The following is a 25108-nucleotide window of genomic DNA, read 5'->3' on the forward strand; positions in this document are numbered from 1 at the left end:
GGGCACGCGGGGGTCAGGCGCGCAGGTCGTCGACGGCCCGCGCGAGCGCCCGCGGCACATCGGGGACGAGGGTGTGGGCCCCGTCGCGCACGATGTGCCGTCCGGCGACGACCGTGTGCCGTACGTCCGCCGCGGTCGCCGCGAATACGGCGGTCTCGGCGCCGAGCCGGGGTGTCGGCCCGGCCGTTCTGACCGAGTCGAGGGCGAGGGTCGTGAAGTCGGCGAGGGCGCCCGTCTCGAGGACTCCCGCGTCCTGCCAGCCCAGCGCGCGGTGACCGTCGGCCGAGGCGGCGCGCAGCAGCGCGGCGGCCGTCCAGTGGCCCCGGGTGCGGGTGCGCAGCCGCTCGTTCAGCTCCATCGCGCGGGCCTCTTCGAGCAGGTCGATGACGGCGTGGCTGTCGGAGCCGAGACAGAGCGGGGAGCCGGCCCGCTGGAGGGCGACGGCGGGCCCGATGCCGTCCGCGAGGTCCCGTTCGGTGGTCGGGCACATGCAGGTGCCGGTGCCGGTGGCGCCGATCAGGGCGATGTCCTCGTCGGTGAGGTGGGTGTGGTGGACACCGGTGGTGCGCGGCCCGAGCACCCCGTGGTCGGCCAGCAGCCGGGCGGGGGTGCGGCCGTGGGCGGCGAGGCAGGCGTCGTTCTCGGCGGTCTGCTCGGAGAGGTGGACGTGCAGCGGGGCCCGCCGCTCCTCGGCCCACCGCGCCACGGTCGCCAACTGGTCGGCGGGCACGGCCCGTACGGAGTGGACGGCGGCCCCGATCCGCGCGTGATCCCGTTCCTTGAGAACTGAACAGCGTTCGGCCCAGGCGGCGGCGGTGCCGTCGGAGAAGCGGCGCTGGTGGGCGTTGGGCGGCTCGCCGAACCCCGCGGCGAGGTAGGCCGTGTCGAGGAGGGTGATGCGGATGCCGGCGTCGGCCGCCGCCGCGATCAGCGCCTCGCCCATCGCGTTGGGGTCGGCGTAGGGGGTGCCGCCCGGGGCGTGGTGCACGTAGTGGAACTCGCCGACGGCGGTGATGCCGGCCAGCGCCATCTCGGCGTAGGTGGCGCGCGCGAGCGAGAAGTAGGTGTCGGGGGTGAGCCGGTCGGCGAACGCGTACATCACCTCGCGCCACGTCCAGAACGAGTCGGGCGCCCGCCCACCGCCCCGGCCGCCGCCGGCGCGGGTGCCCGCGTCCGCCTGGACGGTGCCGCGCAGCGCCCGGTGGAAGGCGTGGCTGTGGGCGTTCGCCAGCCCCGGGAGGGTGAGGCCGCGCAGGATCTCGGCGCCGGGCGGCGGGGTGTCCACGCCGGGGCGGACGGCGGTGACGCGGCCGTCCGCGGTCTCGACGGTGACGCCCGGCTCGACATGGGGGTCGAGCCAGGCGTGCTCGAGCCAGTACGTGCGGGTGCCGGTCACTTGCGGGCCAGTCCTTCCAGTACGTCGGCGAGCGCGCGCACTCCTGCCACGCAGTCGTCCTCGGTGGCGGACTCGGCAGGGGAGTGCGAGACGCCGGTGGGGTTGCGCACGAACAGCATGGCGGTCGGCAGCGCGGCGGAGAGGATTCCGGCGTCGTGTCCCGCGCCGGTGCCGAGGACCGGCACCTTGAGGCCGGTGTCCCGGCCGAGGACGCGGGCCAGTTCGTCGCGCAGGGCGTCGTCGAACTCCACGACCGGGGTGAAGGACTCGCGGACGACGTCGAGGTCGACGCCGTGGGCGTCGGCGTACTCCCTGGCCGCCTTCTCGATGCCGTCGACGACGGTGTCGAGGGTCGCCTGGTCCTCGGCGCGGGAGTCGAGCCAGCCGCGCACCAGGGAGGGCACGGCGTTGACGCCGTTCGGTTCGACGGCGATCTTGCCGAAGGTGGCGACGGCGCCCGCGAGACGTGCCTCGCGGCGGGCGGCGAGCACGGTCTCGGCGTAGGACAGCATCGGGTCGCGGCGGTCGACCAGCCGGGTGGTGCCCGCGTGGTTGGCCTCGCCGCGGAAGTCGAACCGCCAGCGGCCGTGCGGCCAGATGGCACTGGCGACGCCGACCGGGTCCCCGCTCAGGTCCAGGGCGCGGCCCTGCTCGACGTGGAGTTCGACGAACGCGCCGATGCGGTCGAGCCGTTCGCGGTCGGCGCCGATCGCGTCGGGGTCATGGCCCGCCGCCGCCATGGCCTGCGGCAGGGTGACGCCGTCCGCGTCGGTGAGGGCGTGCGCCGCGGCCACCGTCAGCTGTCCGGCAGCCAGCCGGGAGCCTACGCAGGCGAGCCCGAACCTGGCGCCCTCCTCGTCCCCGAAGTTGACGATCCCGAAGGGCCGGTCGAACCGCGCTCCCCTGCCGCGCAGTTCGTCGAGGGCGGCGAACGCCGACACCACCCCGAGGGGGCCGTCGAAGGCCCCGCCGTCGGGCACGGAGTCGAGGTGCGACCCGGCGACGACGGCGTCCCCGCGGGCCGGGTCCCCCAGCCAGGCCCACTGGTTGCCGTTGCGGTCGACCTCGTAGGCGAGGCCGCGGGCCACCGCCTGCCGCTCGAACCAGGCCCGGCACTCGGCGTCGGCGCCGGTCCAGGCGAAGCGCCGGTACCCACCGGAGCCGCAGTGCCGCCCGATGGGGGCCAGCTCCCGCCACATCTCCTGGAAGGAGGGCAGCGATGTCGTGGGGGCGGGCGGGGCGGGAGAGGGCGCGGCGGGGTCACGGGGCGGGGCGGACTCGCGGGGCGGGGCGGACTCGGCCGCCGCTGCCGCCTCCCTGTTCGCCGCCGCCGTCTCAGCCCGCGCCGCCGTCTCAGCCCGCGCAGCCGTCTCCGCCCGCGCAGCCGTCTCCGCCCGTGCCGGCTCCGTCGCGGGGACCGGTTCGGGGGTCGGCCGGGTCACGCGGTGTCGCCTTCTCGCATGGGGACCCGGACGCCTCGCTCGTCGGCGACCGCCTCCGCGCCCTCGTAGCCGGCGTCCACGTGCCGGATGACGCCCATGCCGGGGTCGTTGGTGAGGACGCGCCTGATCTTCTCCCCGGCCAGCGCGGTGCCGTCGGCCACCGTCACCTGGCCGGCGTGGATGGACCGTCCCATCCCGACGCCGCCGCCGTGGTGGAGGGAGACCCAGGACGCCCCGGACGCGACGTTGACCATGGCGTTCAGCAGCGGCCAGTCGGCGATCGCGTCGGAGCCGTCGCGCATCGCCTCGGTCTCCCGGTACGGCGAGGCGACGGAGCCGCAGTCGAGGTGGTCGCGGCCGATGGCCAGCGGCGCGGCCAGCTCGCCGCTCGCGACCATGTCGTTGAAGCGCTCGCCCGCCCGGTCCCGTTCGCCGTAGCCGAGCCAGCAGATCCGGGCGGGCAGCCCCTGGAAGCGGACGCGTTCGCCGGCGAGCTTGATCCAGCGGGCCAGGGACTCGTTCTCGGGGAAGAGGTCGAGGATCGCCTTGTCGGTCTTGGCGATGTCGGACGCCTCGCCGGACAGGGCGGCCCAGCGGAAGGGGCCCTTGCCCTCGCAGAACAGCGGGCGGATGTAGGCGGGGACGAAGCCGGGGAAGGCGAACGCCCGCTCGTACCCGGCGAGGCGGGCCTCGCCGCGGATGGAGTTGCCGTAGTCGAAGACCTCCGCGCCCGCGTCCTGGAAGCCGACCATCGCCTCGACGTGCCGGGCCATGGACTCCCGGGCGCGGTCGGTGAAGCCGGCCGGGTCCTTCGCGGCGGCGTCGGCCATGTCCTCGAAGGCGACGCCGACCGGGAGGTAGGCGAGCGGGTCGTGGGCGGAGGTCTGGTCGGTGACGATGTCGATGGGGGCGTTCATGGCGAGGAGGTGCGGGACCGCCTCGGCCGCGTTGCCGAGGACGCCGATGGAGAGCGGACGGCGGGCGTCACGGGCCTCGACGGCCAACTGGAGGGCGTGGTCGAGGGAGTCGGCCCTGACGTCGAGGTAGCGGTGCTCGATGCGGCGCTCGATGGCGCGGGGGTCGACGTCGACACAGATCGCGACGCCGTCGTTCATCGTCACGGCGAGGGGCTGGGCGCCGCCCATGCCGCCGAGTCCCGCGGTGAGGGTGATGGTCCCGGCGAGGGTGCCGCCGAACTTCTTGGCGGCGACGGCGGAGAACGTCTCGTAGGTGCCCTGGAGGATGCCCTGGGTGCCGATGTAGATCCAGGAACCGGCGGTCATCTGGCCGTACATGGTGAGGCCGAGTGCTTCGAGGCGGCGGAACTCCTCCCAGTTCGCCCAGTCGCCGACCAGGTTGGAGTTGGCGATGAGGACGCGCGGCGCCCACTCGTGGGTCTGCATCACGCCGACCGGGCGGCCGGACTGGACGAGCATGGTCTCGTCCTGCTTGAGGGTGCGCAGCGTGCGGACCATCGCGTCGAAGGAGCGCCAGTCGCGGGCGGCCTTGCCGGTGCCGCCGTAGACGACGAGCTGGTCGGGGTGTTCGGCGACCTCGGGGTCGAGGTTGTTCTGGAGCATCCGCAGGGCGGCTTCCTGCTGCCATCCCAGGGCGCTCAGTTCCGTACCGCGCGGCGCTCGGACGGGGCGGGGTCCTGACATGGTCTGCCTCCTGGCGGCTTGCTCCCGATGACGCGTTCTCCTGTTATTCACATCCTGACTTTCTGAATAGACCTAGTCAATAGGGGGCGGGGCGGCCCGGCCGGGTCACGGATGTTTGGCTGGATGCATGGGCACGGACTGGGACACGACCGGCGACGGCACGGGGGACGACGTGAGCAACCCGAACTACCCGAACTACCCGCACGACCCGCACCATCCCGATGACGCGACCGGCGGCGGGGTGGACGGGGGCGCTCGGGCCCGCCGTCGCGATCTGGCGGTGCGGGCCGCCGTCGAGCGCGGGCTGCTCGGACCGTCGACGCCGGTCGTGGGGCTGCTGGACGTCGTCGGCATCAGGGAGTCGGCGGCGGCGCTGCGGGCCGCGTTCGACGAGGTCACAGCGCCCGGCACACCCGTGCTGCACGCCTTCGCGGTGAAGGCGTGCCCCCTGGTCCCGGTGCTGCGGCTGCTGCGCGAGGAGGGCGTCGGCGCGGAGGTGGCGAGCCCGGGAGAGCTGGCCCTCGCGCGGGCGGCCGGACTCGCGCCGGCCAGGACGGTCCTCGACTCGCCCGCGAAGACGCCCGCCGAACTGCGGGAGGCGCTGGCGCTCGGCATCGCCGTCAACGCGGACAACCCGCAGGAGCTGGAGCGGCTGGACGCGCTGATGCGGTCGGCGACCAGTGGCTCGCCGCTCGGCATCCGGGTGAATCCGCAGATCGGCGGGGGCTCCATCGGCTCCACCTCGACCGCGACGGCGACGTCGAAGTTCGGGGTGGCGCTGCGCGACGAGGGGGCGCGCGAGTGGGTGGTGCGGGCGTACGAGCAGCGCCCGTGGCTGACCCGGCTGCACGCGCACACCGGCTCGCAGGGCATCCCGCTGGAGCTGATGGTGCGGGGCGTGGCCGAGACGTACGCGCTCGCGGAGGAGATCAACCGGCGGATCGGGCGCCCGCAGATCGACACCCTGGACATCGGCGGCGGGCTGCCCGTCAACTTCGGCTCGGACGACACCGCGCCGACCTACGCCCAGTACGCGCGGCTGCTCGCGCGGGAGGTGCCGGGGCTGTTCTCCGGGCGGTACGGGCTGGTCACCGAGTTCGGGCGGTCGCTGCTCGCCAAGCACGGGACGGTGGTGGCGCGGGTGGAGTACGCCAAGAGCGCGGGCGGCCGGCCGATCGCCGTCACGCACGCGGGCGTCCAGGTGGCGACCAGGACGGTGTACGTGCCGGACGCGTGGCCGCTGCGGATCGCCGCGTACGACGGCTCCGGGCGGCCCAGGACGGGGCCGCCGGTGGTGCAGGACGTGGCCGGTCCCGCCTGTTTCGCGGGCGACCTGCTCGCCGAGGGCCGGTCGCTGCCGCTCCTCGCCCAGGGCGACTACGCGGCGGCGCTGGACACCGGCGCGTACTACTTCGCCCACCACTACGCCTACAACTCCCTCGCCAGGCCAGGGGTGTACGGCTTCGCGCCGGACGGCTCGGGGGGCGTGGCGTTCGCGACGGCCCGTACCCCGCAGAGCCTGGAGGAGATCGTGGCCGAATCCGGCGGGGCGCATGCCGGTGCGCTCGCGACCCTGCGGACACCTGAGCGCCGTTGACGCATCCGCGCCGGATCGGCGTTCATCAGATGAGGCGACCGGGGTCAGCCGACCCACGTTAGTCCCCCGTGGCATGTTCCACCGGAAAATGCCAGATCCCTCACCCGCACCGCGCACGTTGCGTAGCTTCGGCGTCACTCAGCCGAACCCCAGGCGGGAGGGGAGCGAACGGTGCCCGGAATCGACGAGTGTCTGCTGGAGGCCATGCGGCTGCCGGGTGCCCGGGGCGCCTCGCTGGTCGACTGGACCAGCGGACTGGCGCTGGGCACGGTCGGCGAGTCGCCCGGCGGCGACCACGAGGCGGCCGCGGCGGAGGCCGCCGAGTTCGCCCGGCTCGCCGCCGAGCAGCGGGCGTTCGCGCCCGACGACGATCCCACGGACGCCGGGGCGGAGTCCGCGGCCGGCCCGGCGGGCACCGGCCCGCCGGTCGAGGACCTGATCGTCAGCAACCGGGACAGCTACCACGTGCTGCGGTTCGTGGGACCGTCGTTCGACGGCTCGGTCGTCCTGCATCTGTGGCTGGCGCGCGCCGAGGGCAATCTGGCGCTGGCCCGCATCCGGCTCGGCGAGATGGCGCGACAGCTGGTGCTGACATGACCGCCGTCCGCACGACGCCTCCCCCGCGCCTGCCGACCCGGTCCAGATCCGACGGCCGCGACCGGGCCTGGTGCGGTGTCTCGCCGATGCTGACCCGGCTGGCGGCCGAGCGCGCCACCGGCGTCCTGGTCCGCGAGGGCGGCTCCCTGCACCTGGCCGACGGCCTGGTGGTGCACGCCCAGAGCCCGTCCGCCCCGGGGCTCGGCATCCTGCTCACCGCGCACGGCGTCCTGACCGCCGACGACTGGAGCGCGGCCGTCGCCGCGACGGGCGACCCGGCGCGCGCGGGACGGCACTTGGTGGACGCCGGGCGGCTCACCCCGGGCGCGCTGGAGCTGTGCCAGCTCTCCGCGCTGTACGACGCCGCGTACTTCGCCCTCTCGCCCAGCCGCACACCGGGCCGCTTCCGCTACGCCACCCCGGAGGACCCGCCCGGCCCGGCCGAACCTGCCGAACCTGCCGACGCGACGGGCATACCCCGGCCGCCCGGCACCTCCCTCCCGACCGGCACACCTCACCAGGCGGGTACACCTCACCCGGCCGCGACAGCAGGCACCGCGGGCACCGCAGAAATCGCGGCCACCACTGGCCGCCCAGGAACAGCGGACACCGGCGCCGCCGCGGCCACGGACGGCACAGGCGGCGGCTCAAGCCCCGCCACCGGCACGACCGCCACCCCAGGCGCCCCCACCGGCCAAGGCCCCACCCCCGGCACAGGCGCCCCTCCCGGCACCTACACCGGCACCGGCGCAGTCACCGCCTCCCCCGCGAGCATCATGTTCCGTCCGCTTCCGGTGGCCGCCCTGGAGCGGGAGACCTACCGGCGCCGCGCGCTGCTGCACCGCATCTGGCCCGACCCGCGCCCGGACGAGGCCCCGCTCGTCGTCTCCACCCGCACCGCCGCCCCCGCGCTCACCCGCCGCCAGCGCACGCTCCTCGACCGGGTGGACGGCGTCCGCACGGCCACCGACCTCGCCCGCGAGCTGGGCCGGCTGGCCTTCCACACACTGGTCGACGTACGGCGGCTGACCGCGGCCGGGGTCATCGACCCGGGCCGGATGCCCGCGCCGCCGCCCGTCGGGCACCCCTACGAGGACGTCGTCCCCGCACCTCCACCCCGCCCCGAGCTTCTGTCGTCCGATCCCCACATCACGCTGCTGAAGAGGCTCAGAGATGCGCTGGAGGCCCTTTGAGAGGAGACACCGGATGGCCGCCGAGCCCGAAGTCCTGGACGAGCTGCGCCGGTTGAGGGCGCAGGTGCCGCAGCTGACCGGAGCGCTGGTGACCGGCGCCGAGGGCACCGTGCTCGCCCAGGACACCCCGGGCGTCGACCCCGAGGCCATGGCGGCGCTCGTCGCGGCCGCGCACGGCGCCGCGGTCCGGCTCGCGGAGCTGACCGGGCAGGGCGCGGTCGGCCAACTGCTGGTGCGCGGGGCGCACGGCTACGTCGCCACGTACGCGGCGGGCGGCTCGGCGGTGCTGACGCTGCTCGCCGAGGACCGGGTGAACCTCGGACGGCTGCTGATGGAGGGCCGCAGGGCCGGGGCGCGGGTCGGCGAACTGGTCGACGCGCACCGGGCCGCGGCGGCGGCAGCCCACCCCAAGCCGGCCAGACCGGGCAAACCGCCCGCCAAACCGGTCGGCGCCCGGACCAGAACGGCGCGCGTCGCACGCACCACGAACGGCAACGCGCGCACCACCACTGATAGTTGACAGCAACCTAGGGAGCACAGCCATGGCCAACACCGAGACCTCGCTGAAAGAGGCACTGGCCTCCATCGAGGGCGCGACCGGTGTCGCGCTCGTCGACTACACCAGCGGGATGGCGCTGGGGACGTTGGGCGGCAGCAAGGGTTTCGACCTGAACGTGGCCGCCGCGGGCAACACGGACGTGGTGCGCGCCAAGATGCGCACCATGGAGCACCTCGGGCTCAAGGGGCAGATCGAGGACATCCTGATCAGCCTGACCGACCAGTACCACCTGATCCGTCTGATGAGCGGCCGGGGCGGCAACGGCCTGTTCCTGTACCTGGTGCTGGACGCCAAGCGGTCCAACCTGGCGATGGCCCGCCACCAGTTGCGCCGGATCGAGGAGGACCTGGAGATCTGAGAGCGGGTCTCAGACGAGGGCGGCGGTGCGGCGGCGGGCTCCGCCGGGGGCCGCGTCGCCCGCCGCGATGCCGGTGGCGCGGTAGCCCTTGACGGACGGCGCGGCCGGGCGGCCACCGTCGCGGGCGAGCCAGTCGACGCGGACCCAGAGCAGGGTGTCCGCGTCCCGCTCGCGCCGGCCGAGCCAGGCCGCCTTCAGGCGCAGCCCGGCGCCGACGCCGGCCAGCAGCAGGCCACCGGCGACCGGCACCGCGAAGGAGCTGAGCAGCGCGACCACCGCGGCCCCGAGCAGCCACCAGCGGTGTCCGCGCCGCCAGACGCGCACGGTCACCGCGCGGTCCTGGAGGACGTCGTGCTTGCCCGCGCGGGCCGCCGCGCCCGCCAGGACGCGGTACCGCTTGCGGCGGACGGTGGCCACCACCGCCGTCGCGACGATGAACAGGGCCGCCCCGGCCAGCACGCCGATCCGGCGTCCGGTCAGGCCCGGCACCAGCAACCCGATGGCGGCCGCGCACACCCCGAGCCACCAGAGCGGGGCCGCCCCCGCGCGCACCACGACCGCCACCCGGGCCAGTCCCTGTCCTCCACGAGCAGCGCGTGCCACGTTCCGCCTCCTGATCAGCTGGTCACCGTCCGTAGGTGCGGCAGGGTAGCGGCCGTTTGTGAGACGAGCCTGAAAACCCGGAAATCTGAGGGCCCGGAGGGCTGTTCACGACCGGGTCCGGCCGCCGACGCCCCCTCACGGCCGCCGACGGCCCCTCGCAGCCGCTGTTCGGCGGTTCGCCCGTTCGGCGGTGCGGCTACTCGACGAACAGGCCGCGGGTGGCCGCCCGAGTGTCGAACTGCTCCAGGGCGGCCTGCGCGTCGGGCAGGTCGTCGCACATCGCCTCCAGGAGGACCCGGCCGAGCAGCATCGGGGCGCAGGCGGTGTCGAAGGCGAGGCCGGTGCCGACGGCGGCGGGCAGCAGCAGGTCGGACACCTTGGCGACCGGCGCGAAGGCCGAGTCGGCGACGGTGACGACGGTCAGCCCGGCCTCCTTGGCGAAGGCGAGGGTGTCGACGACCTCGCGCGGGTGCCGGGGCAGCGCGAAGCAGAGCAGGGCGGTGGCGCCGGCCCTGACGGCGCCCTCGATCCGGTCCTGGATCATCGTGCCGCCCTCGTGCAGCAGCCGGACGTCGGGGTGGACCTTGGCGGCGAAGTAGGCGAAGCCGTAGGCCTGGGAGGCGGCGGCGCGCAGGCCGAGGACGGGCAGCGGGCGTGAGGCCGCGAGGAGGCGGCCCGCACGGCGCAGCGGGCGCGGGTCGGCGAGGAGTTCGGCGAGGTGCCTGAGGTTCTCGATCTCGCCCTCGACGGCCTGCTGGTACTCGTTGTAGGTGCCCGCGTCGGCGCTCTGCTCGGCGGGCGCGACCTCGCGCAGGTGCTTGCGCAGCGCCGGGTAGCCGTCGAAGCCGAGGGCGACGGCGAAGCGGGTGACGGACGGCTGGCTGACCCCGGCGAGTTCGGCCAGCTCCACGCTGGACAGGAACGGGACGTCGGCGGCCCGCCGCACCATGCTGTGCGCGATGCGCCGCTGGGTGGGGGTGAGCCGGTGCCCCTCGAAGAGTGCCTGCAACCGTGCGGCCGGGCTGTCGCTCACGCCCTGGTCCCTCTCCGCGCTCATGTCCCGCTCCCCCTCCAGATGTCCGTGAACCGGTCAAGCAGTGCGGCCGCGGCCGTCACGTCGTCCGTGAGCGGCCGGTCGGCCTGGTCCGCGTCGAGCACCGGCTCGGCGAGCGCGAGCGCCCGGCCGACCGGCAGCTCCGGGTCGGCGCCGAGGCCCCGCTGACGCAGCGCCCGTACGGCGGCGACGAGTTCGCAGCCGACCACCAGACGGTACGCGCGGCAGGCCCGGAGCGTCTGGCGGGCGGCGAGCGAGGCGAAGCTGGCCTGTTCCTCGACGCCCCGGGAGAGTACAGCGTGGCCGAGGGAGGCGGGCGCGGAGAAGGCGCGCAGGTCACCGAGGGCGGCGCCGGCCGCGTACTCCAGGATCATCACGCCGGACGAGGCGGGTTCGGCGTCGGCGAGGAAGGGGCGCAGCCGGGTGTACGCGGGTTCGTTGAGGGTGGAGAGGCGGGACGTGGAGAGCCGCGCGACCTGGGTCAGGGAGAGCCGGAAGTGGTCGAGGGCCAGGGCGAGTTGGGCCTGGTAGAAGCCGCCGTGGTGGTAGGCGGCGAGGTCCGCGGGGGAGATCAGGGGGTTCTCGGCGGCGGCGTTGATCTCGACGGTGATGATGTCTTCGAGGGCGTCGGCGGCGTCGTGCGCAGGGCCGTGTATCTGGGGCAGGCACCGGAAGCCGTACGGGTCCTGGAGCCGGCCGAGGGGCGGGGTGGGCCGGTCGGCGGCGCCGATCAGCTCCCGCATCCGGCGGGCGACCTCGCCCGAGCCGCGGTGCGGGCGGGCGGCGTGCACGGGGGCGGCGTACGCCTCGTGCGAGCCGTCGACGGCGAGCAGCGACAGCGCGGCGACGACCTGGGTGGCCTCGACGAGCCCGCGCAGCTCGTGCAGGGCGAGCGCGGACTGGCCGAGGGTGAGGGCGTTGCTGCTGATGAAGGCGAGCGCGTCGTTGTTGTCCAGCGGCTGCGCCGCGGGCACCCCGAGCGGACGACGCCCGGCACCCCCGTCACCCGGGCCCCCGGCACCCCCGGGGTTCGCTCCCCCGGCCTCACTCCAGGCCGCTGGGCCCTCGGCAGCACTCGCCGCGTCCGGGCCGTAGGCAGCACCCGCCGCGTCCGGCCCCCCGGCGGCGCTCGCGGGGTCCGTGCCCCCGCCGCGCCACGGGTGCTCCCCCGCCAGGGCGAGTCCCGCCTGTGCCAGCGCCGCGATGTCTCCGGTGCCGACCGAGCCGAACTCGTTGACGACCGGGTGGGCGCCGGACTCCAGCGCCTCGCACAGGGCGGTGACGACGGTGGGCCGCAGTCCGGCGCCGCCGGCCAGCAGTTGGTTGGCGCGGACGGCGAGCATCGCGCGGACCTGCCGGGCCGGCAGCTCGTCGCCGATCGCGCCGGCGTGGCTGCGCAGCAGCCGCAGGCCGTGTTCGGCGGCTGCCTCGGTGGGCACGTCCTCGTTGCGGTTGGCGCCGACGCCGGTGGAGCGGCCGTAGACGCGGCCGGTCGCGGCGATCCGGCGGGCGGCGTCCCAGGACTCGCCGACCCGCCCCAGCGCGTCGGTCCCCGGCACCGGACGGGCGGTGCCGTCGGCGAAGCGCACCACGTCGGCGACGGCGAGCCCGGTCCCGTCGAGGACGACGAGCCCGGTGGGCAGGGAGGGCGCGGCGGCCAGCACCTCCACGACGCGAGACCCCATGGCGGCTGGACTCCCCTCACCCCGTGGCCGAGTTATTCAGACACCGAGAACTCTGCATGACGCTATGCAGCCGGGCAAGGGGGGCGCCAGAACCGTTCCCCGAGCCGAACGCACGAGGTGAACACATGAGGTGAACACACGAGCCGAACGTACGGGCGATTCAACGGAGTCCGGTCCGCGCGGCCCGGCACACCGCCCCCCGATCAAGAAGCGGTATCGACGCGGCGATGATCTGCCGAGGAAACCACCAAGGGTCGTTAAACGCGCACGCTGAGTAATGACACATGTGCTTACCGTGAGGGTGCGCTCATTGGCACAACTCCTTGAGGATGCGTCATGGCCTCGAACCGCAGGGCCTTTCTGACAGCCACCGCCGTCGGCGCGCTGACCGTCGCCCCCGCTCAGGCGGTGCCCAACGGGACGACCGGCGGCCCCCGCCCGCCGTCTCCCCGGGCCGCCCTCGACGAACTGCTCGCCGGCAACCACCGCTACGCCAGCGGCCGCCCGCTCCACCCGCACGAAGGCGGTGGACGCCGGCGGCTGCTGGCCGCCGAGCAGCACCCGTTCGCCGTGGTGGTCGGCTGCGTCGACTCCCGGGTACCGCCCGAGCTGGTCTTCGACCAGGGCCTCGGCGACCTGCTGTGCATAAGAACGGCGGGCCAGGTGCTCGACGAGGCGGTGCTCGCCTCCATCCAGTACGGCGTCGAGGTGCTGCGGGTGCCGCTGGTGCTGGTCCTCGGGCACGAGCGGTGCGGGGCGGTCGCGGCGACGCTCGATCACCTGCGGGCCGGGGTGCCGGTGCCCGGCCACCTCGAACTGCTGGTGGAGGAGATCGCCCCGGCCGCCCGCCGCACCCGGGGCCTGCCGGGCGACTGGGCCGAGCACACCATGACGGCCCACACCCGCTGGGTCCGCGACGCCATCCGCGCCGACCCGGCCTTCGTCCCGGCTCATGTGGCGGCGGCCCGCTTCGACCTCGACACGGGCCTGGTCTCCCTCATCCCCTAGGGCCTGCCGCCCTCGTCCCCCAACCCCTACCGCCCTCGTCCCCCAAGTAACCCCTACCGCCCTCGTCCCCCAAGCCCTGCCGCCCTCGTCCCCCAAGCCCCGCCGCCCCGATCACCCGACGAGCCGCGGGCCGGGCCCGCCACGAGTCGAGGTCCCGGCCCGCCGCCGACCCGAGCCCTCCCCCGCCCCCATGGCTCCGGACTTCCGCGCCCAAGCCCAAGCCCGAGCCCGAGCCCCGTTCCGCGCCCCGTTCCCGGCCCGCCGGCCCCCACCCCGGGCCTTGCGGGGCCGGGCCGTACCCTCCCCACCCACCCCGAGGGACCCATGAACCGCGTCCTCTCCGTCCTGCCCTCCGCCGCCGATCTCCGTTCCATGACCCGTGACCCGCGCCGCGATCTGCTCTGCGGGCTGACCGTCGCCGTCGTCGCGCTGCCGCTCGCCCTCGGGTTCGGGGTCAGTTCGGGGCTCGGGGCCGCCGCGGGGCTGACCGGCGCGGTCGTCGCCGGGGCGCTCGCCGCGCTCTGCGGTGGCAGCGCCCGGCAGATCAGCGGGCCGACCGGCGCGATGACGGTGGTCCTCGTGCCGATCGCGCACCACTACGGCACCGACGGCGTCCTCACCGTCGGCCTGCTCGCCGGTGTGCTCCTGCTGGGCCTCGCCTTCGCCCGCGCCGGGTCCGTCATGGCGTACGTGCCCGCCCCGGTGATCGCCGGTTTCACCCTCGGCATCGCCGGGGTGATCGCCCTCCAGCAGCTCCCGAACGCGCTGGGCGTCCCGCTGCCGCCCGGCGAGCGGGTCGCGCTGATCGCCGTGCGGGCCGCCGGTGAGTTCGGGTCGCTGCCGCGCTGGCCCGCGCCGCTGCTCGCGGCCGGTTGCGCCGCTCTGCTGCTGGCGGGCGCCCGCCGCAGGCCCGCCGTGCCGTTCTCGCTGGTCGCGGTGGCCGCCGCGACCCTCGTCGCCGAGGTCCTCCGGCTGCCGGTGGCCAGGCTCGGCGCGCTCCCCGGCCCGCTGCCCGCCCCCTCGCTCGCCTTCCTCGACGTCGCGCACCTCCCGTCGCTGCTGGCGCCCGCCGCCGCGGTCGCCGTCCTCGCCGCGCTGGAGTCGCTGCTGTCCGCGTCGATCGCCGACGGCATGCGCCCCGGCGCGCGCCACGACCCGTCGAAGGAACTCTTCGGGCAGGGCGTCGCCAACCTCGCGGCCCCGCTGTTCGGCGGGCTCCCTGCGACCGGGGCGATCGCGCGCACCGCCGTCAACGTCCGCACGGGCGCCGTCTCCCGGCTGGCCGCCCTCGCCCAGGCGGTGCTGCTGGCCGGGATCGCGACGGCCGCCGCGCCCCTGGTGGCGCGCGTCCCGCTGGCCGCCCTCGCGGGGGTGCTGCTGGCGACGGCGGTCCGGATGGTCGACTCGGAGGCGGTGCGGGCGATGGCGCGGGCGACCCGCGGGGACGCCCTGGTCCTCGTGCTGACCGCGGCCGCCACCCTCGCCCTCGACCTGGTGCGCGCGGTGCTGATCGGGCTGGGCGTCTCGGTGCTGCTCGCGCTGCGCGCGGCGGTGCGCGGCACCCGGTTCACCCCGGCCGCCTCGGACGAGCTGCCCGGCGCCGGTTGCGCCACGGTGACCTACCGCTTCGACGGCCCGCTGCTGTTCGCCGCCGCGCACCGCTTCCGCGAGGGCCTCGCCCGGGTGGACGGCGTCGCGGCGGTGGATCTGCGGCTCTCGGGTCTGACGGCGGTGGACGCGACGGGCGCCCTCGCGCTGCGGGACGCGGTCGGTGAGCTGCGCGAGCGGGGCATCGAGGTCCGCGTCACCGACGTCGCCCCCGGCCACCGCCGCGCTCTTGAGTCCCTCGGGGTGCTCCCCGCTGCTGTCGCCCCCACCCGGGAGAGGGGGGCTGTCCCCAGTGCGCTGGGCGCTCCGGCTCCCTAACGTGGAGGTCCATGACGGGATGGGAGTCGGGGATGGACACGCGGGACGCGGAGCTGAAGAAGGAACTCAACGCCACGCTCCAGGCGCGCAGGGAGCTGGGTGAGGAGTACGAGTCGGCGCTGGTCGACTCGTTCCTGGAGAAGGTCGACCAGCGCATCGACGGCGCGGTGGAGCGCCGGGTGCGGCGGCAGTTGGCCGAGCAGCAGATGGCGACGGCCCGCGGCGCGCGCTCACCGCGGCCGACGGACACGTGGAGCGAGCGTTTCGGCTTCGCCATCGTCTCGCTGGTGCTGGCGATCCCGCTGTCCGCGATCGGCGGCGGTGTCGCCGGCCGGTCGGGGCTGCTGTTCACCTGGGCGGGCATCGTGGGCGTGAACCTGTTCCAGGCGCTGCGGGGCAACCCGGACCTGTTCGCCGGCCGGCGAAGGGAGCGCGCGAGGCGCGAGGACCGCGAGAAGTCCAGCGCCTGGGAGGAGTGACCCGCCGTCACGACGGAACGCCACCGCACCCCATCGGCACGAGAAAAGCGCCCCGGCCCTCAGAAGGGCCGGGGCGGAGCTATGCGCGGGGACCGCCGCACCCCCGTTACCGGGGGGCGGGACGACGGCGGTCCCCGCGAGGGACGCGGGCCGGGTCAGGGCCTGACCACACGTCCTTGGCGTCCATGGAGGTCCGGGAGCCGCTCCGGAGGTCCTTGGCGCCGTTCGGCGTCGGCCGGGGCGGGGAGCCGCTCCCGCCCTGCCGACACCCACCAATGTGCCGGACGCGTGTTAAGCCGGTGCTGCGTGGACGTGACGCGCTCGTACCACTTCCGCGAAGTCCGGTCTCCGGTTCCGCCGCCGCTCCGGCCGCCGGACGTTCGGCGCCCGGCGGCCGGGTTCACCGCAGGTTTCCCCGCTGGTCACGTTCCCGGCCGCCGCTTCACCGCGCCCCGGCACCACCGGCCGGGACCGGGCGCCACCGGCGCCTACGCGGCCGCTCGCCGCCGCCCGGCGCCCCTCGCGGTTCCCTTGCCGCCACTTGCCGCCACTTGCCGCTGTTTGCCGCTACTTGCCGCCCTTGGCGAGGAACGCCAGCAGGTCCTGCCGGGAGACCACACCGGTCGGCTTGCCCTCGACGAGGACGATCGCCGCGTCGGCCGCGCCGAGCACCGACATCAGGTCGCCGACCGGCTCGCCCGAGCCCACCTGGGGCAGCGGGGCCGACATGTGCTTCTCCAGCGGGTCGGTGAGCGAGGCCCGCTGGCTGAACAGCGCGTCGAGCAGCTCCCGCTCCACGACCGAGCCGACGACCTCGGCGGCCATCACGTCCGGGTGCCCGGCGCCCGGCTTCACGACCGGCATCTGCGAGACGCCGTACTCGCGCAGCACCTCGATGGCCTCGCCGACGGTCTCCTCCGGATGCATGTGGACGAGGGACGGGATGGCGCCGTGCGCCTTGTCGCTGAGCACGTCGGCGACGCGGGCGCTGGGGCCGCCGTCCTCCAGGAAGCCGTAGTCGGCCATCCACTCGTCGTTGAAGATCTTGCTGAGGTAGCCGCGCCCGCTGTCCGGCAGCAGGACGACGACGACGTCGTCGGGGCCGAGCCGCTCGGCGACCCGCAGCGCGGCGACGACGGCCATCCCGCAGGAGCCGCCCACCAGCAGGCCCTCCTCCTTGGCGAGCCTGCGGGTCATCTGGAAGGAGTCCTTGTCGGAGACCGGCACGATCTCGTCGGCGACCGTGCGGTCGTAGGCGGTCGGCCAGAAGTCCTCGCCGACGCCCTCCACGAGGTAGGGCCGCCCGGAGCCGCCGGAGTACACGGAGCCCTCCGGGTCCGCGCCGACGACCTGGACCCGGCCGTCGCTCGCGTCCTTCAGGTAGCGGCCGGTGCCGGAGATGGTGCCGCCGGTACCGACGCCCGCCACGAAGTGCGTGATCCGGCCCTCCGTCTGCTCCCACAGCTCAGGGCCGGTGGAGTGGTAGTGGGAGAGCGGGTTGTTCGGGTTGGAGTACTGGTCGGGCTTCCACGCCCCGGGCGTCTCGCGCACCAGCCGGTCGGAGACGTTGTAGTACGAGTCCGGGTGCTCGGGGTCGACGGCGGTGGGGCAGACGACGACCTCGGCGCCGTACGCGCGCAGCACGTTGATCTTGTCGGTGCTCACCTTGTCGGGGCACACGAAGATGCACTTGTACCCCTTCTGCTGCGCCACGATGGCGAGCCCGACCCCGGTGTTCCCGCTGGTCGGCTCGACGATCGTGCCGCCGGGCAGCAGCTCGCCGCTCTCTTCCGCGGCCTCGATCATGCGCAGAGCGATGCGGTCCTTCACGGAGCCGCCCGGGTTGAAGTACTCGACCTTGGCCAGGACGGTCGCCTGGATGCCCTGGGTCACGTTGTTGAGCCTCAGCAGCGGGGTGTTGCCGACGAGGCTGATCATCGAGTCGTGGAATTGCACCGTTGTCTCCGGATGCCGCAAAAGAAAAGGTCTGAGTTGGTCCGGCCAGCCTACGGCCCGCACGGGTGACCGACCGCGGTTCACTCCCCGTGGGGATTGGGCGACGGGCGGTACGGGGCAAGGAGTGGATGTACGGGACGAGGAGGTGACGGCGGCAGATGACCAGCATGTCGAGGGCGCGGGTGGCCCGGCGGATCGCGGCAGGTGCGGCGTACGGCGGCGGCGGGATCGGGTTGGCCGGCGCGGCGGCGGTCGGGGTGGTGCTGGCCGAGCTGCGGATGGCCAAGCGCCAGGTGGGGCACGGCTCGGGCGGCCGGGTCCCGGTGGCCGACGGCAGGTACGGACACACGTACGACTCCCCCGGAGAGCCGCCGCTGCGGCTGACGGTGCTCGGCGACTCCACGGCCGCGGGCCAGGGCGTCCACCGGGCGGGCCAGACCCCGGGCGCGCTGCTGGCGTCGGGGCTCGCGGCGGTCGCGGAACGGCCGGTGGAGCTGCACAACGTGGCGCTGCCCGGGGCCACCTCCGACGACCTGGACCGCCAGGTGGCGCTGGTCCTCGCGGACGCGTCCCGGGTGCCGGACATCTGCGTGATCATGATCGGCGCCAATGACGTCACCCACCATCTGCCGGCCACCCGCTCGGTCCGCCATCTGTCGGGTGCGGTGCGGCGGCTGCGCACGGCCGGCGCGGAGGTCGTCGTCGGGACCTGTCCCGACCTGGGCACCATCGAGCCGGTCCAGCAGCCGCTGCGCTGGCTCGCGCGCCGGGCGTCCCGGCAGCTCGCGGCGGCGCAGACGATCGGCACGGTCCAGCAGGGCGGCCGGACGGTGTCGCTCGGCGACCTGCTGGGCCCCGAGTTCGCGGCCAACCCGCGCGAGCTGTTCGGTCCCGACAACTACCACCCGTCGGCGGAGGGGTACGCCACCGCCGCGATGGCCGTGCTGCCGACGCTCTGCGCGGCGCTCGGCCTCTGGCCCGCCGAGGAGGACCGCCCCGAGATCTCCCGCCGCGAGGGCTTCCTGCCGGTGGCGAGGGCGGCCGCGGAGGCGGCGGCGGAGCCGGGCACGGAGGTGACGGCGGCGGTGCCGACCGGGCCGCGCGGCCCCTGGGCGCTGCTGAAGCGGCGCAGGCGGCGGCGGGTGCGCGAGCCGGAGCCCGCGCCGGCCGGCCAGAGCCCCGCGAGCGACCGGAGAAGCGACCAAGCAAGCGCTTAGAAAATTGCGGCCAGTGTCACATCACGCCGACGGTGACCCGGCGGGTACGGGCGGGTAACTTCCCAAGCGTCCGTGCCCGCCCCCCTCTCCCGCCGAGGCGCTCCGCGCCGCCCGTCCCACTGGAGCCGTGATGCCCGAAGCCGTGATCGTCTCGACCGCCCGCTCCCCCATCGGCCGCGCCTTCAAGGGCTCCCTCAAGGAGCTGCGCCCCGACGACCTCACCGCCACCATCATCGAGGCCGCCCTCGCCAAGGTGCCCGGCCTCGACCCCCGGGACATCGACGACCTGATGCTCGGCTGCGGCCTGCCCGGCGGCGAGCAGGGCAACAACCTCGGCCGGATCGTCGCCGTCCAGATGGGCATGGACAACCTGCCGGGCTGCACGATCACCCGCTACTGCTCGTCGTCCCTCCAGACCAGCCGGATGGCCCTGCACGCCATCAAGGCGGGCGAGGGCGACGTCTTCATCTCGGCCGGCGTCGAGATGGTCTCCCGCTTCGCCAAGGGCAACTCCGACAGCCTCCCCGACACCCACAACCCGTTCTTCGCCGAGGCCGAGGCGCGCACCGCCGAGGTCGCCCAGCGGGAGGGCACCGACTGGCACGACCCGCGCGAGGACGGCCTGGTACCGGACGCGTACATCGCGATGGGCCAGACCGCGGAGAACCTCGCCCGCGCCAAGGGCATCACCCGCCGGGACATGGACGAGTTCGGCGTCCGCTCGCAGAACCTGGCCGAGCAGGCCCTCAAGAACGGCTTCTGGGAGCGGGAGATCACCCCGGTGACGCTGCCCGACGGCACGATCGTCGCCAAGGACGACGGTCCGCGGCCCGGCGTCACGCTGGAGGGCGTCGAGGGCCTCAAGCCGGTCTTCCGCCCCGACGGCCTGGTGACGGCGGGCAACTGCTGCCCGCTCAACGACGGCGCCGCCGCGGTCGTCGTCATGTCCGACACCAAGGCGGCCGAGCTGGGCCTGACCCCGCTGGCCCGGATCGTCTCCACCGGAGTCTCCGGACTCTCCCCCGAGATCATGGGCCTCGGCCCGGTCGAGGCGAGCAACCAGGCGCTGCGGCGGGCCGGTCTGACGATCGACGACATCGATCTGGTCGAGATCAACGAGGCGTTCGCCGCGCAGGTCATCCCCTCCTACCGCGAACTCGGCGTCGACCTGGACCGGCTGAACGTCAACGGCGGCGCCATCGCCGTCGGCCACCCCTTCGGCATGACCGGCGCCCGGATCACCGGCACGCTGATCAACTCCCTCCAGTTCCACGACAAGCAGTTCGGCCTGGAGACCATGTGCGTGGGCGGCGGCCAGGGCATGGCGATGGTCATCGAGCGCCTGAGCTGAGCGGGCCGCGCGCTCTCGCTGCGTGACCGGCGGCGGACCCGCGGTGAGCCTCAGGCCCGGAGCCCGGGGAGACCCGGCCTCCGGGCCGTTCCGTGATCCAATCTCACCCAGGATGTGACCTATCTCCCTCGGGGGAGTGATTTACGCAGGTCAGAACGGATACGCCGGGCGAGATCAGGCCCAAAGTCCTGTCCGTTTCGTGACGTTACGCACTGACAGCTGGTTAGTCCACCCTTCAAGCTGATGTAGGAAGTCGGGGGTCGACTTTGAACCGGGAGTACGTCAGTGAGCGCCATGCCGATCGCCTTGCTGCTCACCACGGCCGCCACCGGCGCCGTGGGCGTCGCCGTCCTGCGCACCCTCTTGGTGCTGCGCAGGGAGGTCGCGGTCCTGCACACCCAGCTCGCCGAGAGCCGCGCGCCGCACGGATTCGTGCCCGCGGCCCGGCCCGCCGCCGAGGCGGACCAGATACGCAGCGCCGTCGCCGAGGCGCTCGCCGAGGAGCGCGAGCGTGAACTCGCCGAGGCGCGTGCCTTCTGGGCCGCGCAGGAGGCGCGCGACGCCTCCGACGCGCCGTCACTGCTGGGTCTGCCGGACAGTGAGCTGTTCCTGCCCCGCCAGTCGGACTTCGTCGGCCTGGAGCCGGTGACCGAATTCGGTGTGGACGCCGAGGAGTTCCCCGGCGACTCGCCCGAACTGGCCGCCGCCCGCCGCCGCCACCCCTCGCACCCGGACTTCGTGCCGGTGCAGTCGCCGGTGGTCAACGACCACGAGCGCACCGTCACCACGCTGGAGTCGCTGGCCGACGGCCGTGTCGAACTGGCCGACGTCCGCCCGGGTCCGCTGGGCACGCTCGACGTCTACGTCTTCGCGGACGGCACCACCCTGTGCATGACCCCGGGCCACCGCGAGACGGCCGAACGCCTGGCCGCGGCCCTGACGGAGGGCGAGACCCCGTACCTCCTGGGCGGCTCGGGCATCTCGGGCGCCTACACCCTGACCTTCGCCTGCGGCGAGGAGAACGTCTACATACTGGCGGACCGGGTCATAGCGTCCCTGTGAGCGCGAGCCCGTCACAGAAAGCAGGCCGACGCCTTCTCCACAGGCGTCGGCCTCACGTCTCTCGGGGCCGGCGGCTTCCCGCCAGACACCGACCGGACCTGCTCAGGGGCGCGGGGAACCGCGCGACCGGCCCCCACCGGCCCGCACCCGACGCACCCACGCTCAGACCCCTCAGACAGCTGAAGCCCTCAGATCACAGACGCCCCTCGAACCACCGAGGCCCCTCAGACCCCCGCCCGCCCCTGCGCATCGAGCACCAGCCGCACCGCGTCCTCCACCTGCCCCGCCTCGGTCAGCACCAGCGCCAGGTCGTTGCCCGCGACGGTGATCTGGTCCGCGGCGGCGAACATCCCCGCATCCGGCAGCTGCCGCGGCTCGCTCCCCGGCGACTCCACCTCCTGGGTCCACCGGGCCAGCTGCCGCGCGAGTTCCAGCGCCTCGCCGGCGGCCCCCCGCTGGAGTCGGGACTGCGGAGCGGCCCGCAGACGATCGGCGAAGTGCTCCACCGCACGGGTCAGAGGCGTCGTATCAACCACAGCGCGAGAGTACGCGCCGCGACCGGAGTGTTGCCAACGCGCCGACGCTCAGGCACGGTGACGTGAAGGACCGGCTCACATCCCCTTTGCGTCCGGAGGCGCCGATGTCCCACGTGTTCTCCCAGGAGACCCATCGCAACCTGCTCGCCCGCATCCCGCACTGCACCGGTCGTGAGGTGTCCGACTGGCTGCGCACGGTGGAGGAGGGCCCGAGCCTCTTCCGCTTCGAGGACAAGGTCAGCTGGCTCCGCGCGGAGCACGACCTCTCCTACGGCCACGCCAAGGCGCTCGTCCACGAGTTCGACCTGAGAAGGGCCGCCCGCAAGCTGCGCTAGCCCCGGACGGCTCGCGCGCACCCGCACACGACGAAGGGCCCCGGGAGAGATCCCGGGGCCCTTCCGATCGAGTCCGCCGACCGGCGCGTGACGCGCTAGTCGTTGCTGTTGAGGATCGCGATGAGCCTCAGGAACTCCATGTAGATCCACACGAGCGTCAGCGTCAGGCCGAAGGCCGCGAGCCACGACTCCTCGCGCGGCGCGCCGTAGGCGATGCCGTCCTCGACCTGCTTGAAGTCCAGGGCGAGGAAGCACGCGCCGAGCAGGATGCCGACGATGCCGAAGACGATGCCGAGCGGGCCGCTGCGGAAGCCGAGGCCGTCACCGCCGCCGAAGACCGCGAACAGCATGTTCACCATCATCAGCAGCACGAAGCCGAGGGCCGCGGCCATCACGAAGCCGTAGAACCTGCGGTTGACGCGGATCCAGCCGGCCTTGTAGGCCACCAGGACACCGGCGAAGACCGCCATCGTGCCGATCACGGCCTGCATGGCCGCGCCGCTCGCGATGCGGTTGTCGACGACGCTGGAGACGACGCCGAGGAAGACGCCCTCGAACGCGGCGTACGACAGGATCAGCGCGGGCGACGCCTTGCGCTTGAAGGACTGGACGAACGCCAGGACCATGCCGATCAGCGCGGCACCGATGGCGATGCCGTACGAGCGGCCGATGTTGGCGTCGTCGACCGGCAGCAGCGCCCAGGCGAGGGCGGCCGTGACGATCAGGGTGCCCAGCGTGGACGCCGTGCGGAGCACGACGTCGTCGATGGTCATCCGGCCGGCGGCCGGTGCCTGCGGCGGGGCCCCTTGCTGGAGGTCCTGCTGCGCGTAGGGGTTCTGCGCGTAGGGGTTGCCGGCCGGCTGGGCGTACGGGTTGCCCTGGCCGTGCGGGTTGGCCTGCGTGCCGACAGCTGGTCCCCCGGCCTGCGGCGCGGCGTTGAAGCCCGCGTAGCCGTTGTCGCGGCTGAACCCCCGTCGCGAGAAGACCGGGTTTCTGCTCCTCATTTCACTCCTCCATGGCCGCGCTGCGCGGCCTTGGCTCAAGAGTAATAGGTAGGCAAAGGAATGACCCTACTGCTTGGGGAGGATCTTTCCCTCGTCGTGCTGGCCAACACGCTACGCGGGCGAGTGATTCCCGCCACCGCGGGGGGCCGTTCATGACAGAGCTGCTACAGAGCGCCGTCAGAACGGAAGACCCGTGTACCCCTCGGCCAGATCGGTGGCGGCGGCCCGGCAGGAGGTGAGGCGTTCGAGCCGGGCGTGTTGGAGGCGGTCCTCGAACGGCGGTGCGTCGGGGGCCCGGTGGAGCAGGGCCGTCAGGTCGGCGGAGAACCGCTGGGCCTGCCAGACCCGGCGCAGACAGGTCGCCGAGTAGCCGTCGAGGAGCGCGTCGGAGCCGGTCTCGCGCCGATGGACCAGCGCCCGCGCGAAGGTGACGACGTCTCCGACGGCGAGGTTCAGCCCCTTGGCCCCGGTGGGCGGCACGATGTGAGCAGCGTCACCCGCGAGGTAGAGCCGGCCGTACCGCATCGGTTCGTGGACCGAGGAGCGCATCGGGGTGACGGACTTCTGGCTGATCGGGCCGCGGGTCAGGGGCGGGGCGCCGGCCGCCTCGACGCGGCGCTCCAGCTCGTCCCAGATCGCGCCGTCGTCCCAGGAGTCGGCGTCGGTGCCCGCGGGGACCTGGAGGTAGAGGCGGGAGACGGACGGGGAGCGCAGGGACAGCAGGGCGAAGCCGCGGTCGTGGCGGGCATAGACGAGTTCGTCGTGGGAGGGCGGCGCGTCGGCGAGGACGCCCAGCCAGCCGAACGGATACGTCTGTTCGAACACCCGGGAGAGCGCGGCCGGGACCGCCCGCCGGGTCACGCCCCAGGAGCCGTCGCAGCCGACGACGTAGTCGCACTCCAGGACGTCTTCGACGCCCCGGTGCCGGAAGCGGACCCGGGGGCGGTCGGTGTCGGCGCCGTCGACCGCGAGCGCCTCGGCTTCGAACAGCAGCGGGCCGCCGTCCGCGAGCCGGAGGGCGATGAGGTCCTTGCAGACCTCCGTCTGCGCGTACGCCATGACCGACCGGCCGCCGGTGAGGGCGGGGAAGTCGACGCGGTGGCGGGTCCCCGCGTACCGGAGTTCGATGCCGTCGTGGCGCAGGCCCTCCCGGTCCATGCGCTCCCCGGCGCCGGCCGCGCGCAGCACGTCCACCGTGCCCTGTTCGAGGATGCCGGCCCGCTGCCGCCGTTCGACGTGGCGGCGGTCGCGGCTCTCCAGGACGGCCGCGTCGACGCCGGCGCGGTGCAGCAGCCGGGCGAGGAGGAGTCCGGCGGGACCGGCTCCGACGATGCCGACGGTGGTGCGCATCCTGCTCTCCCCTGGGTGCACGTATGTTCGCCGGGTGAAGTTTCCTGCGCGGTGTCGGGAGGCGAGTCTGCGCCGGTGGCGTGGGAGTGTCAACGGACCGCGGTGTTCGGTCTCCGGCTGGCGACCTGCGGCCTTCGGTCTCCGGCCCTCGGTCTTCGGCACACCGGTCCCGGCGGCCATGACATCCGCTCGGCTGACACACATGTGCGAGGCGGCGGAGTGGGTGTCGTGGTGGCGGCCTGCACGGGCGCGGCGGCTGACGGAGCCTGAGGAAACCTGAAGAAACCTGAGAAACCTGAGAAAAGGTGCCCGCCGGGGCGCGGCGGGACGGACGGATGTGCCCGGAGCCGGACTTGAACCGGCACGCCCGCGAGCGGGCAGCGAGGTTTAAGCTCGCCGTGTCTGCATTCCACCATCCGGGCAGGCCATGAGCCCCGCAACGAGGTTCCGAGCCTATCGGGATCCCCCATCCGAACACCGGGCCAGGGGACCGATGTTGTCTTATTTTATTGACGTCTGAGGGTGCATCAGCCCACTGAACTCGCCATCCGCACTTGCCAATAGCCTCGTGCACGCTCACGTACGGCGGTCGGCGGGTGGCGCGGAATGACGGAATTTCACCGCCCGAACGAGGGTGCTCCACCGGTTCTTGACGAACAGGGCCCGGTCAGGGGCGGACGTCATCCCCAGGTATGAGACGTCGGCCCGGACTCCCCCCGCAGTCGCCCCCCGGAACCGG

At 74.1% G+C, this 25108-nt stretch carries 22 protein-coding genes and 1 tRNA gene; 12 read left to right on the forward strand and 11 right to left on the reverse strand.

All coding sequences use genetic code 11. From position 1 onward, the window contains the following. Positions 1–13: 13 nt before the first annotated feature. From DDJ31_RS15875 to hutU, 3 genes are all read right to left on the reverse strand, one after another. Positions 14–1396, reverse strand: a complete 1383-nt coding sequence (locus DDJ31_RS15875) for a formimidoylglutamate deiminase (RefSeq protein ID WP_127179636.1) — start codon at positions 1394–1396, stop codon at positions 14–16. Further along, entirely contained in the window at positions 1393–2595 is a 1203-nt protein-coding gene (locus tag DDJ31_RS15880; RefSeq protein WP_127182768.1) for an allantoate amidohydrolase, read from the reverse strand. Before DDJ31_RS15880 ends, DDJ31_RS15875 begins: the two co-directional genes overlap by 4 nt. Before the next feature lie 239 nt (positions 2596–2834). Then, positions 2835–4499, reverse strand: a complete 1665-nt coding sequence (gene hutU / locus DDJ31_RS15885; RefSeq protein WP_127179635.1) for a urocanate hydratase — start codon at positions 4497–4499, stop codon at positions 2835–2837. 127 nt (positions 4500–4626) lie between these two features. On the opposite strand from hutU, the gene DDJ31_RS15890 reads away from it, so the two are divergent. From DDJ31_RS15890 to DDJ31_RS15910, 5 genes are all read left to right on the forward strand, one after another. Then, positions 4627–6096, forward strand: coding sequence for a diaminopimelate decarboxylase (locus tag DDJ31_RS15890; RefSeq protein ID WP_127179634.1), 1470 nt, complete (start codon positions 4627–4629; stop codon positions 6094–6096). Positions 6097–6267: 171 nt separating this feature from the next. Then, positions 6268–6693, forward strand: coding sequence for a hypothetical protein (locus tag DDJ31_RS15895; protein ID WP_127179633.1), 426 nt, complete (start codon positions 6268–6270; stop codon positions 6691–6693). Next, a complete protein-coding gene (locus tag DDJ31_RS15900; RefSeq protein WP_127179632.1) occupies positions 6690–7886 on the forward strand; it encodes a hypothetical protein in 1197 nt (398 codons plus the stop codon). Before DDJ31_RS15895 ends, DDJ31_RS15900 begins: the two co-directional genes overlap by 4 nt. 13 nt (positions 7887–7899) lie before the next feature. Further along, positions 7900–8406 carry a roadblock/LC7 domain-containing protein gene (locus tag DDJ31_RS15905; protein WP_127179631.1) on the forward strand — a complete coding sequence of 169 codons (507 nt, stop codon included), beginning with the start codon at positions 7900–7902 and terminating at the stop codon, positions 8404–8406. Positions 8407–8428: 22 nt separating this feature from the next. Beyond that, positions 8429–8803 carry a hypothetical protein gene (locus DDJ31_RS15910; RefSeq protein WP_127179630.1) on the forward strand — a complete coding sequence of 125 codons (375 nt, stop codon included), beginning with the start codon at positions 8429–8431 and terminating at the stop codon, positions 8801–8803. Between the two features lie 9 nt (positions 8804–8812). Here the strand turns inward: DDJ31_RS15910 and DDJ31_RS15915 are convergent, their stop codons facing one another. The 3 genes from DDJ31_RS15915 to DDJ31_RS15925 form a co-directional block, all read right to left on the reverse strand. After that, positions 8813–9406: a hypothetical protein gene (locus DDJ31_RS15915; protein ID WP_127179629.1), complete on the reverse strand. Its 594-nt coding sequence runs from the start codon at positions 9404–9406 to the stop codon at positions 8813–8815. A gap of 196 nt (positions 9407–9602) precedes the next feature. Further along, a complete protein-coding gene (locus tag DDJ31_RS15920; protein WP_127179628.1) occupies positions 9603–10463 on the reverse strand; it encodes a MurR/RpiR family transcriptional regulator in 861 nt (286 codons plus the stop codon). After that, on the reverse strand, positions 10460–12145 hold the full coding sequence (locus DDJ31_RS15925; RefSeq protein ID WP_127179627.1) for an aromatic amino acid ammonia-lyase: 1686 nt from the start codon (positions 12143–12145) through the stop codon (positions 10460–10462). Before DDJ31_RS15925 ends, DDJ31_RS15920 begins: the two co-directional genes overlap by 4 nt. A 336-nt stretch (positions 12146–12481) precedes the next feature. Between DDJ31_RS15925 and DDJ31_RS15930 the strand changes: the two genes are divergently transcribed. The 3 genes from DDJ31_RS15930 (at position 12482) to DDJ31_RS15940 (ending at position 15558) form a co-directional block, all read left to right on the forward strand. Continuing rightward, positions 12482–13153, forward strand: a complete 672-nt coding sequence (locus tag DDJ31_RS15930; protein WP_127179626.1) for a carbonic anhydrase — start codon at positions 12482–12484, stop codon at positions 13151–13153. Between the two features lie 324 nt (positions 13154–13477). Then, positions 13478–15079, forward strand: a complete 1602-nt coding sequence (locus DDJ31_RS15935; RefSeq protein ID WP_127179625.1) for a SulP family inorganic anion transporter — start codon at positions 13478–13480, stop codon at positions 15077–15079. Positions 15080–15111: 32 nt separating this feature from the next. Beyond that, on the forward strand, positions 15112–15558 hold the full coding sequence (locus DDJ31_RS15940; RefSeq protein WP_164785128.1) for a hypothetical protein: 447 nt from the start codon (positions 15112–15114) through the stop codon (positions 15556–15558). Positions 15559–16125: 567 nt separating this feature from the next. Here the strand turns inward: DDJ31_RS15940 and DDJ31_RS15945 are convergent. Then, positions 16126–17514, reverse strand: coding sequence for a cystathionine beta-synthase (locus tag DDJ31_RS15945; RefSeq protein WP_127179623.1), 1389 nt, complete (start codon positions 17512–17514; stop codon positions 16126–16128). Positions 17515–17672: 158 nt separating this feature from the next. Between DDJ31_RS15945 and DDJ31_RS15950 the strand changes: the two genes are divergently transcribed. The 3 genes from DDJ31_RS15950 (at position 17673) to DDJ31_RS15960 (ending at position 21144) form a co-directional block, all read left to right on the forward strand. Then, positions 17673–18731 carry an SGNH/GDSL hydrolase family protein gene (locus DDJ31_RS15950; RefSeq protein WP_171480831.1) on the forward strand — a complete coding sequence of 353 codons (1059 nt, stop codon included), beginning with the start codon at positions 17673–17675 and terminating at the stop codon, positions 18729–18731. Between the two features lie 130 nt (positions 18732–18861). Then, complete coding sequence (locus tag DDJ31_RS15955) at positions 18862–20082, forward strand: acetyl-CoA C-acetyltransferase (protein ID WP_127179622.1); 1221 nt, start codon at positions 18862–18864, stop codon at positions 20080–20082. 285 nt (positions 20083–20367) lie between these two features. Continuing rightward, complete coding sequence (locus DDJ31_RS15960; RefSeq protein ID WP_127179621.1) at positions 20368–21144, forward strand: hypothetical protein; 777 nt, start codon at positions 20368–20370, stop codon at positions 21142–21144. 224 nt (positions 21145–21368) lie between these two features. Here the strand turns inward: DDJ31_RS15960 and DDJ31_RS15965 are convergent, their stop codons facing one another. Then, complete coding sequence (locus DDJ31_RS15965) at positions 21369–21680, reverse strand: hypothetical protein (protein WP_127179620.1); 312 nt, start codon at positions 21678–21680, stop codon at positions 21369–21371. Positions 21681–21784: 104 nt separating this feature from the next. Between DDJ31_RS15965 and DDJ31_RS15970 the strand changes: the two genes are divergently transcribed. Continuing rightward, complete coding sequence (locus DDJ31_RS15970; RefSeq protein ID WP_127179619.1) at positions 21785–22015, forward strand: DUF4287 domain-containing protein; 231 nt, start codon at positions 21785–21787, stop codon at positions 22013–22015. A gap of 95 nt (positions 22016–22110) precedes the next feature. On the opposite strand, the gene DDJ31_RS15975 is transcribed toward DDJ31_RS15970, so the two are convergent. The 3 genes from DDJ31_RS15975 to DDJ31_RS15985 form a co-directional block, all read right to left on the reverse strand. Beyond that, entirely contained in the window at positions 22111–23019 is a 909-nt protein-coding gene (locus DDJ31_RS15975; RefSeq protein ID WP_127179618.1) for a Bax inhibitor-1/YccA family protein, read from the reverse strand. A gap of 177 nt (positions 23020–23196) precedes the next feature. Next, positions 23197–24369, reverse strand: a complete 1173-nt coding sequence (locus DDJ31_RS15980) for a 4-hydroxybenzoate 3-monooxygenase (RefSeq protein WP_127179617.1) — start codon at positions 24367–24369, stop codon at positions 23197–23199. A 338-nt stretch (positions 24370–24707) separates the two neighbouring features. After that, positions 24708–24791: transfer RNA gene (locus DDJ31_RS15985), tRNA-Leu, on the reverse strand. Positions 24792–25108: the final 317 nt, after the last annotated feature.

It is taken from the genome of Streptomyces griseoviridis, assembly GCF_005222485.1.
GTDB lineage: Bacteria > Actinomycetota > Actinomycetes > Streptomycetales > Streptomycetaceae > Streptomyces > Streptomyces hintoniae.